Below are 8,519 nucleotides of genomic sequence, written 5' to 3'. Positions count from 1 at the left end.
GGCTCCCAACTCCCCGATCCCTTCATGACCCTCTCCTTCCTGGCCCTCCCGGTGATCCCGGCCCTCAAGCTCACCGACCGTGGCTTGATCGACGTGAAGGGGTTCCGGCTGGTCCCCCTGTTTGACGAAGGGGAACCAGGCGGGTAACCTAAAACGCCATGCACCGGCTAACCGGTTACATCCAAAGTTTCCTCTTGGCGGCCGGTGCCGCCCTGGTCGGGTTGGTGATCGGCACCCTCATCAAGCCCCCCGCCACCGCGGTCACCGTGATCCTCCTCGCGGTGGGCGTCGTCCTCCTCTTCACCGCGATCCTCCTTGGCCGGCGGCGCGGATGACCCGGATCGCCCCGCGGAGGTACGGCAGACGATGAACTTCCTTGAGCGGACGCTCGGGGAAAACGCACTTTGGGTATGGCTTCTCGCCCTGGGCGTGTTCGCCCTGACCTTCCTTGGGCTGAAGCTCGCCACGTGGGGCATCCGCCGCCAGTTGACCGCCCGCTACGAGCGGACGAAGAGCGAGTTCGTGCGCCTCATGGCCGACCTGGCCCGGCGGACCCATCTCTTCTTCCTCCTCGGGGTCGCCCTTTACGCGGGGTCGCTCGCGGTGCGGCTTCCCCCGGCCGCGTCCCGGGCCATCGGCACCCTGGCCGTGCTGGCCTTCCTGATCCAGGTCGCGTCCTGGGGGGGCCGGATCATCACGTACTGGGTGGACCGCGCGGTCAAGCGGAAGCTCGAGGAGGAAGGGGACGCGGCCACCGCCACCACCCTCAACGCGGTGGCGTTCCTCGGGAAGATCGCCCTGTGGACGTTGGTGCTGCTCCTGGCCCTGGAGAACGTGGGGATCGACATCACTGCCCTCGTGACCGGGCTCGGGATCGCCGGCATCGCCGTGGCTTTGGCCCTCCAGAACATCCTCGGGGACCTGTTCGCCTCCATCTCCATCGTGGTGGACAAACCGTTCCTGGTGGGGGACTTCATCATCGTCGGCGACTTCATGGGCACGGTGGAGCGGGTCGGCCTCAAGACCACCCGTGTGCGCAGCCTCACCGGCGAACAGCTCATCTTCTCCAACGCCGAGCTCCTGCGTCAGCCGGTCCGCAACTACAAACGCATGTTCCAGCGCCGGGTGATGTTCTCGTTCGGGGTCGTGTACGAAACCCCGTACGAGGCGCTCGCCGCGATCCCGAGGATCGTGCGAGAGATCATCGAGGCCCAGCCGAACACGCGCTTCGACCGGGCCCACTTCAAGGAGTACGGGGACTTCGCGCTCGGGTTTGAGGTCGTCTACTACGTGCTCGTTCCGGACTACAACGTGTACATGGACATCCAGCAGGCCATCAACCTCGAGCTCTACCGCCGGTTCAGGGAGGAGGGCATCGCGTTCGCCTATCCCACCCAGACGGTGTACGTGCACCCGGCGCCTGCGGTCGCTGGAGACAAGGAGGGAGCGCATGGACGTTGACCGGGCCGTGGACCGGGCCCTCGGGGCCCACCCCGACGTGTGGGAGAACCGGGGGCGGCGAGAGCTCATCGCCGAAGCCATCCGCCGCCGGGAGGCGTGGGGCAGCTCCTCCGGCGCGCTCGCCGCCTGGACCCCGCCGGAGTCCACGGGCCGGAGGCCCCAGGACACGTACATCGTGGACCGGCCGGAGATCCACGCCGCGGTGGACTGGCGTTCCCCGTACTGCATCCCTTTGAGCCCCGACACGTTCGAGATGATCCTCCAGGACGCCCTCGGCACCTTGGGGAAGAAGGCGCGTCTGTACGTGACCGAGCGGGCGCTGGGGGCTGACCCGGGCTATGCCCTCGTGGTGCGCACCGTGACCGACCGCGCCCTCACCGCCCTGTTTGCCGACAACATGTTCCGCCCCGTCCCACCGGGGGCAGAGGGGTCCGCATTCGCCGACCGGCCGTTCCTCCTCCTCGCCCTCCCCTACGACAAGCTCGACCCGCGGAAGTACGCGGGGCGGCTCCGGCCGGACCCGAGGACGGGCACCGCGTCCGGGATCGCGGTGGTGATGGACTTCGCCCTTCGGGTGGGGATCGTGTACGGCTCCGCGTACCTGGGGTCGGTGAAGAAGCTCATGTTCACGGTGATGAACTTCCTCCTCCCGCCCTTGGGGGTCCTCCCCTTACACGGGGCGGCGAGCGTGGGCCCCGGCGGGGACGCCGCCCTGTTCCTGGGGCTCTCGGGCACGGGGAAGACGTCGCTCTCCTCCGACCCGGAGCGGACGCTCATCGGCGACGACGAGCACGGCTGGACGGAGGAGGGGATCTTCAACTTCGAGTGGGGCTGCTACGCGAAGATGATCGACCTCCATCCTGAGAAGGAGCCGGACATCTACTGGGCGGTGATGCACGAGGCCGACCCTCTGGAGCACGGGGCGATCGTGGAGAACGCCATGATCTACCCCGACGGGCGGTTCGACTTCGCCGACCGGCGGCTCACGGAGAACTCCCGGGCGAGCTACCCCCTCTCGTTCATCCGCAACGCGGACCCCCGGGGGCGGGCCGGCCACCCCCAGGCCCTGCTCCTCCTCACCGCGGATGCCCACGGCGTCCTCCCCCCGATCGCCCGCCTGGAGACGGACCAGGCCAAGCTGTGGTTCCTCATGGGCTACACGAGCAAGCTCGCCGGCACGGAGACGGGGGTGGTGGAGCCCCAGTCCACGTTCTCCCGGTTCTTCGGGGCCCCGTTCATGCCGCGCCTCCCCGAGGTGTACACGGAGATGCTCGGGGCATTCCTCGACCGGTACCGGACGCGGGCGTACTTGGTCAACACCGGCTGGTCGGGGGGAGCATATGGGGAGGGGGAGCGGATCGACATCCGCCTCACCCGCCGCATGGTTCGGGCGGCCCTATCCGGGGAGCTGGAGCGGGTTGAGTTCGAGGAGGACCGGCGGTTCCACGTCGGGGTGCCGCGGACCTGCCCCGGGGTCCCGGCACGGATCCTACGGCCCGAGGACACGTGGCGGGACAAGGGGGCGTACGCGGCCCGGGCAGACCGGCTGGCCCAGGAGTTTGCCCGGGAGTTCGAGGGGGCGTTTTCCGGGATGGGGATCAGCCCGGGCGTGGCCGCCCAATGCCCGGGCCCGCGGTAGCGAGCGCCGTCCGCAACCGCCTGAGGAGCCGGCGTCCGGCCTGAAACGCCCGCCAGGAAACCCCCATCGCCACCGCGGCCAGGATCCAGTCCAACAAGCTCCCCGTGGCCCCAAGGGCCAGGGCGGCGACGAGGACGGCCACCCCGGCGGTCAGCACCAAGGCCAGGGTCACCACCCCCAAGCCGAAGGCGGGCAGGATGAGGAGCGCTGCCATGAGCACGAGAAGGTAGGGCATCAGATCCTCCGCACCAGCTCCCCGAGGGGCCGGCGCTCCCGCACGGGCGGCGTCTCCGCAGGATACCCGATGGCGATGAGCATCATCAGCTCCTCGTGGTCCTTCGCCCCCAGGATCCCCTCCACCTGCTCGTCCCGTACCCGCCCGATCCAGCACGCCCCAAGGCCCAGGGAATGGGCGGCGAGGAGCATGTTCTGGGCGCAGGCGCCGATGCCTTGGGCGTCCTTGGTCGCGTCGTACCCAGCCCGGGTGTCGAGGAGCACGGCGATCGTCACCGGGGCCGAGCGCACCATGTCCATCTGGGTCACAATTCGGCCGAGCTCGTCGCGCTTCTCCTTGGACTCCACCACCACGAACCGCCAGGGCTGGGTATTCTTGCCCGACGGGGCCCACCGGCCGGCGTCGAGGATGGCGTCCACCTTCTCCGGTTCGACCGGATCCGGACGAAACACACGGATGGACCTTCTTTCCTGGATCGCGCGTAGCACCTCGTTCATCCTCGGCCCTCCCGGGGCTATTATAGCGGATGATGAACTTGTCCAGTCTTGGCCGCGCCTTGGTGCTGGTGGGGATCGTCCTGGTGGTGTTGGGGCTGGCCCTCTCCGGGAAGCTCCCGTTCCTGGGGAGGCTCCCCGGGGACATCCGCATTGAGCGGGATGGGTTCGTGTTCTACTTCCCCATCACCACCATGCTCATCCTCTCGGCCCTCCTTTCCCTGATCCTGGCCCTCCTGCGCCGTTAGGGAGCCCCCGCCCACCCTCGGACCAGCGCCTCGAACTCGTCACGGGTGAACACGTTCCCCGAGCACGCGAAGGGAAGGGCCTGGCCCACGAACGGGCTCGCCCAAAGAAGCCGGTCGTAGGTGAGCTCACCGGGGAGGGACAGGTCGAGCTGGCCGGCGTGGACGTCCCAGTGGGCGATCACCACCCGCTCCGGCAAGCAACGGTCCACGACGAGGTCGGCACGAGCGACGAGATCGAGGGCGGGGATGGCCACCAAGAGCTGGTAGGCCCCCAACACCGCATCGGCCGGGACGCGCACCCGCCACGAGCGGACCACGCGGTGCCCGGCGGGAACCGGGTCGAACACGTCCGGGTTCGCTTCGCCATCCCAGCCCGGGGGCAGGACGAGCTCCGCGCCCAGGGTGGGCAGGTCCACCGGGGACGCCACGTGCACGGTCAGGGTGATGACCTGGCCGTTCGGGACCTGGGGCAGGGCGACGGGCGAGGAAAGCTCGGCCTCGGCCATCGCCAGGAGGAGCGCGGTGCGCTGCCGGGCTTGGAGGGCGACCTCGGTTTCGGATTCGATCCCTCCGAACCGGACGCTGAGCTCGTGCTCGCCCGGTTCGGCCACGAACAACGCGCGCCCCCCGGGGTCGGCCATCGCCACCTCCCCGTCCAGGGCCACCTGCGCCCCCGGCACGGTCCGCACCTCGAGGATGGCCTTCTCGTCCTCCACCCGGAGGAACGCGGCGCACCTTCCCTCAGCGGTGCACGCCACCCACACCCCGAGGGGGGTCTCGTTGGGCAGCCGGGCCTCCCACCGCACCCGATCGCCATCGGGGACCTCGGTCCAGGGGACCGAAACGGGCTCCCCGCACCAGAGGAGCGCGGGCTCCCCTTCCCCGGGTGCGGTCCACACCACCACCGGTTCGGAGGCGAAGAACGCGAGGTGGGGGAGGTCCAGGCCCACCCCCACCGTGCCCACTACGAGGACTGCCCCCACGAGGAGAACGCGCATCGTCGTCACCCCACGCCCAGGACCCGGTACACAGGGTAACAGGTAGAGGCGATGGGGTCCCGATATTGGACCCACAGCACATCCCCAGGGCACATCCCGCGCTCCTGGGGGGTGAAGGGGACGCTCCAAAGGGTTCCGTCCTTCTCGTCCTCCCACTCCACCTCCCAGATGAGGGGGTCGGGCCCCAGCCGCCCCAGCAACGCCTTGGGCTCCCCCCACGCGTGCTTCACCTGCACCCGCAGCGCCCGATCATACGGCCACGGCTCGTATACGGGCAGGCCCGTGGCCGCATCCACGAGCGCGAGCTCAACCCGGGGGAGCACCGGGATCTCCGCGGTCGCAATCCCCCACCGGGGGCCCGCACGCACGAGCGCCGTCGCCGTGAGCCTCGCTTGCCCGGGTGAGGCGGCGATGGGGAGGGAGGGCTCCTTACACTCCACCCCAGTCCCGTTCAGGCACCACCGGACCTCCTCGGGGTCGGCCGGCTCGGTCACCGCCACCTCTCCCCCGCACCCCTGGCGGAGGGCGCTCGGTGCCCGCAGGACCACGGGAACAAGATCGAGGGCGTACGTCTGCGTCACCTCCCCGTAGGTGAGAGAGAGGACCGCACCCGGCTGGATGGGCACCTCCGCAAGCGGCTGATCCCCTGGGGTGAGGAGGCGGAGCCAAAGCCCACATTCCCGCGGCTCCACTACCCCCACCAGCTCGTACACGAACCGGCCGGAGGCGATCCCGTCCTCCTCCGCTCGGATGGGGATCCCCTTTTCCCCCACGTGGAGGCGGAGCTCCACCGCATCGGGCTCACAGCTCCTATCCCCGGAGGCATCCTCCACCACCACCCGCAGGAGGCCGGAAACCACCCGGTCTGTGTGCTCCCACGCAAGCGTTTCATTGTCGTACCGCTTCATGTGGACCTTGGGCTCTCCCTCTCCCGGCTCTCTCGGGGCCACCTGGGCGGTGGCGGAGAGCCCCCCGCAGAGGTCGGTTGCCGCCACCACCACGTCCCCCACCGCGCACTCACGCAGGGCCGGGCCCTCCGCTGGGGGGTCACATGGCCGGAGGACCTGGACCTTCGCGGTCACGAGCTTTCCCTCCTCCACCGCGAGCGGCACCTGCAGCATCTCGCCGGTGCGCAGATTGAGGATCGTCACCTGACCAGGGTCCGCCGGACACGGACACCCCGTCACCTCCACTTGAAAGGCGCCGCGAACGGCCGGGGGCGGGACGAACGCGATCTCCGCCCCCAGGACCGGGATCGCCACCAGCAGCACCACGAGAAGCTTTCCCATCTTCGCCTCCTTCACACCGTTCCCATTATAAGGCCCCATGGTCCACGTTGCCCTCGCCCTGCCCATCGGGTTAGGGGAACAGGCGCCACGGGCGACCATCGCCATTCCCACAACCGCGGGTACAATGGCGCACAAGGAGGTGTGATGGAGGCCCAACTGAGAGAGGCAGTGAGGGGGAGCCGCGCCGACTACACCGAGGTCCGCTGGGAGGAGGTGTTTCGATCCCGCGTCCAGTTCCAGCGGGATCAGCTCCTGGCGCTCGAGGCGGGCGAGGAGCGGGGCGGGATCGTGCGGGCCCTGGTCCGGGGAGCGTGGGGGATCGCCGTGTTCACCGATCCCGCGGAGCTTCCCAGCAAGGTCCGGGAGGCGACGGAGCTCGCGCGCACCGCCTCCGCCCACGTGCGGGACCCGGTGGAACTCTGCCCGGTAGACCCGGTGGAGGCCCGGTACGAGGGCGCGATGCTCCGCGACTTCCGGGGGGTCCCCTTGGAGGAGAAGCGTCGCCTGGCCGAAGGGTACAACAAGCTCCTCCTCGGCCACGCCCGGGAGATCGTATCCACGACCGTCCGGTACACGGACACCTGGCGCCGCGTCCTGTACGCGAACTCCGAGGGCACGTACGTGGACCAAGGGATCCCCGACGTGACGCTCATGCTCGCCGCCGTGGCCCGCCGGGACGGGGACGTCCAGCAGGGGTTCGAGTCCCTGGGCTACGCCGCCGGGTTCGAGGCCGTGCAGAACCTGGAGGAGAGCGCGGCCGTCGCGGCCAGGCGGGCGGTGGACCTCCTTTCGGCGAAGCCGCTCCCGGGCGGGCACTACACGGTGATCCTTGACCCGAAGCTCGCCGGGGTGTTCATCCACGAGGCGTTCGGCCACATCTGCGAGGCCGACTTCCTCCTCCGCAACGAGCCGCTGCGGCGGGTGCTGCGGATCGGGAACCGGTTCGGGGTGGAGACCCTGAACGTGGTGGACGACGGGTACATCCCCGGGGCCCGCGGGAACGCCCCGTACGACGACGAGGGGGTCCCCCGCCGCAAGGTGTACCTGATCCGGGAGGGGGTGCTCTCTGGGCTCATGCACTCCCGGGCCACCGCGCACAAAGTGGGCGCGGAGCCCACCGGCAATGCCCGGGCCGTATCCTGGGAACATGAACCGATCGTGCGCATGCGCAACACGTTCATCGAGCCTGGGGACGCCACGTTCGAGGAGATGCTCGCTGGGATCGAGCACGGCGTGTACGCGTGCGCAGCGTTCGGCGGGCAGACGGAGTTCGAGCAGTTCACGTTTTCCGCCGCCTACGGCTACGAGATCGTCCACGGCAAGCTCGGGCCGATGGTGCGGGACGTGGTGCTCACCGGGAACGTGTTCCAAACCCTGCGGAACATCGAGATGATCGGGCGCGACTTCCAGGTCGAGGGGAGCGCCGGGGGATGCGGCAAGGGAGGTCAAGCGCCGCTCCCGGTGACCGATGGGGCGCCCCACGTGCGCATCCGGGACGTGACGGTAGGAGGGCGGTGATGGACATCCTGAAACTTGCGGGGGAACGGGCCGAGGAGGCGGAGGCGTACGAGGAGCGGCGGGAGGGGACAGCTGTCCGCTTCCATGGCGGGGAGATCGAGAAGGCGGCGAGCGAGGCGGTGGTTGGACGGGCCCTGCGGGTGATCGCGGGGGGGAGGCTCGGGTTCGCGTCCACCGCGGGCGGGGACGAACAGAGCCTGGTGCAGGCGGCGGTGGCTGCGGCGGCCCACGGCGATCCGGCGCCGTTCCACTTCCCCACGCTCCAAGATGGAGCGAAGGCGTCCGTGTTCGACCCCGAGATCCCGGGCACTCCCGTGGACGAGCTCATCGCCTGGGGGGAGGAAGCGGTCCGGGTGATCCGGGAGGAGTTCCCGGGCCTCGTGGTGAACGTGCATCTCGCCCGGGGGGTGACCGAGGTGACCGTGCGCAACACCGCCGGAGGGGAGCGCCATGAGCGCCGGTCGTATCTCTCCATGGGGGTGGATGCCGAGCACGTCCGGGAGGGGGACATCTGGCTCGTGTACGCGTCCCGCATCGTGCGGCGGAAGGCCGACCTCGACCGGGAGGCACTCCTCACGGAGCTCTTGCGCTACCTGCGGTGGGGGAAGACCGTGGCCACCCCGCCCACGGGCACGCC

At 69.7% G+C, this 8,519-nt stretch carries 10 protein-coding genes and 2 pseudogenes; 7 read left to right on the top strand and 5 right to left on the bottom strand.

The window, feature by feature from the left end:
• The 4 genes from NUV94_06600 to NUV94_06585 all read left to right on the top strand — a co-directional run.
• Positions 1 to 147 (top strand): hypothetical protein (locus tag NUV94_06600; GenBank protein ID MCR4392421.1); only part of this gene is annotated, 147 nt, incomplete at its 5' end.
• A gap of 11 nt (positions 148 to 158) precedes the next feature.
• A complete protein-coding gene (locus NUV94_06595) occupies positions 159 to 335 on the top strand; it encodes a hypothetical protein (protein ID MCR4392420.1) in 177 nt (58 codons plus the stop codon).
• A gap of 31 nt (positions 336 to 366) precedes the next feature.
• Complete coding sequence (locus tag NUV94_06590; protein ID MCR4392419.1) at positions 367 to 1,461, top strand: mechanosensitive ion channel family protein; 1,095 nt, start codon at positions 367 to 369, stop codon at positions 1,459 to 1,461.
• Complete coding sequence (locus NUV94_06585; GenBank protein ID MCR4392418.1) at positions 1,451 to 3,100, top strand: phosphoenolpyruvate carboxykinase (ATP); 1,650 nt, start codon at positions 1,451 to 1,453, stop codon at positions 3,098 to 3,100. Before NUV94_06590 ends, NUV94_06585 begins: the two co-directional genes overlap by 11 nt.
• On the opposite strand, the gene NUV94_06580 is transcribed toward NUV94_06585, so the two are convergent.
• Together NUV94_06580 and NUV94_06575 are read right to left on the bottom strand one after the other, a co-directional pair.
• The gene (locus NUV94_06580; GenBank protein MCR4392417.1) at positions 3,060 to 3,335 is read right to left on the bottom strand and encodes a hypothetical protein; all 276 of its coding nucleotides are present in this window, start codon (positions 3,333 to 3,335) and stop codon (positions 3,060 to 3,062) included. The genes NUV94_06585 and NUV94_06580 overlap by 41 nt on opposite strands.
• Positions 3,335 to 3,832 carry a nitroreductase gene (locus tag NUV94_06575; protein ID MCR4392416.1) on the bottom strand — a complete coding sequence of 166 codons (498 nt, stop codon included), beginning with the start codon at positions 3,830 to 3,832 and terminating at the stop codon, positions 3,335 to 3,337. Before NUV94_06575 ends, NUV94_06580 begins: the two co-directional genes overlap by 1 nt.
• A 32-nt stretch (positions 3,833 to 3,864) precedes the next feature.
• Here NUV94_06575 and NUV94_06570 point away from each other — a divergent pair, with 32 nt between their 5' ends.
• The gene (locus NUV94_06570) at positions 3,865 to 4,077 is read left to right on the top strand and encodes a DUF2905 domain-containing protein (protein ID MCR4392415.1); all 213 of its coding nucleotides are present in this window, start codon (positions 3,865 to 3,867) and stop codon (positions 4,075 to 4,077) included.
• On the opposite strand, the gene NUV94_06565 is transcribed toward NUV94_06570, so the two are convergent.
• Positions 4,074 to 5,075, bottom strand: coding sequence for an NEW3 domain-containing protein (locus tag NUV94_06565; protein MCR4392414.1), 1,002 nt, complete (start codon positions 5,073 to 5,075; stop codon positions 4,074 to 4,076). The two genes, NUV94_06570 and NUV94_06565, sit on opposite strands and share 4 nt — an antisense overlap.
• Positions 5,076 to 5,080: 5 nt before the next feature.
• Positions 5,081 to 6,364: a hypothetical protein gene (locus NUV94_06560; GenBank protein MCR4392413.1), complete on the bottom strand. Its 1,284-nt coding sequence runs from the start codon at positions 6,362 to 6,364 to the stop codon at positions 5,081 to 5,083.
• 144 nt (positions 6,365 to 6,508) lie between these two features.
• Here NUV94_06560 and NUV94_06555 point away from each other — a divergent pair, with 144 nt between their 5' ends.
• Positions 6,509 to 7,882, top strand: a complete 1,374-nt coding sequence (locus NUV94_06555; protein ID MCR4392412.1) for a TldD/PmbA family protein — start codon at positions 6,509 to 6,511, stop codon at positions 7,880 to 7,882.
• A pseudogene (locus tag NUV94_06550) lies at positions 7,882 to 8,046 on the top strand (hypothetical protein). The gene NUV94_06555 and the pseudogene NUV94_06550 overlap by 1 nt, the downstream one beginning before the upstream one ends.
• A gap of 13 nt (positions 8,047 to 8,059) precedes the next feature.
• Here NUV94_06550 and NUV94_06545 read toward each other — a convergent pair.
• Positions 8,060 to 8,290: pseudogene (locus NUV94_06545) on the bottom strand (hypothetical protein).
• Positions 8,291 to 8,519: the final 229 nt, after the last annotated feature.

The sequence above is a fragment of the Candidatus Acetothermia bacterium genome, from assembly GCA_024653305.1.
Taxonomy (GTDB): domain Bacteria; phylum Bipolaricaulota; class Bipolaricaulia; order Bipolaricaulales; family Bipolaricaulaceae; genus JACIWI01.
Note: the sequence above shows the minus strand (reverse complement) of the source record. Positions and strands in the feature narration are given on the sequence as shown.

Excerpts from the sequence above, each read along its gene's own strand:
- NUV94_06595 (MCR4392420.1), top strand. The coding sequence starts at position 159 with ATGCACCGGCTAACCGGTTACATCCAAAGTTTCCTCTTGGCGGCCGGT.
- NUV94_06590 (MCR4392419.1), top strand. The coding sequence starts at position 367 with ATGAACTTCCTTGAGCGGACGCTCGGGGAAAACGCACTTTGGGTATGG.
- NUV94_06585 (MCR4392418.1), top strand. The coding sequence starts at position 1,451 with ATGGACGTTGACCGGGCCGTGGACCGGGCCCTCGGGGCCCACCCCGAC.
- NUV94_06580 (MCR4392417.1), bottom strand. The coding sequence starts at position 3,335 with ATGCCCTACCTTCTCGTGCTCATGGCAGCGCTCCTCATCCTGCCCGCC.
- NUV94_06575 (MCR4392416.1), bottom strand. The coding sequence starts at position 3,832 with ATGAACGAGGTGCTACGCGCGATCCAGGAAAGAAGGTCCATCCGTGTG.
- NUV94_06570 (MCR4392415.1), top strand. The coding sequence starts at position 3,865 with ATGAACTTGTCCAGTCTTGGCCGCGCCTTGGTGCTGGTGGGGATCGTC.
- NUV94_06565 (MCR4392414.1), bottom strand. The coding sequence starts at position 5,075 with ATGCGCGTTCTCCTCGTGGGGGCAGTCCTCGTAGTGGGCACGGTGGGG.
- NUV94_06560 (MCR4392413.1), bottom strand. The coding sequence starts at position 6,364 with ATGGGAAAGCTTCTCGTGGTGCTGCTGGTGGCGATCCCGGTCCTGGGG.
- NUV94_06555 (MCR4392412.1), top strand. The coding sequence starts at position 6,509 with ATGGAGGCCCAACTGAGAGAGGCAGTGAGGGGGAGCCGCGCCGACTAC.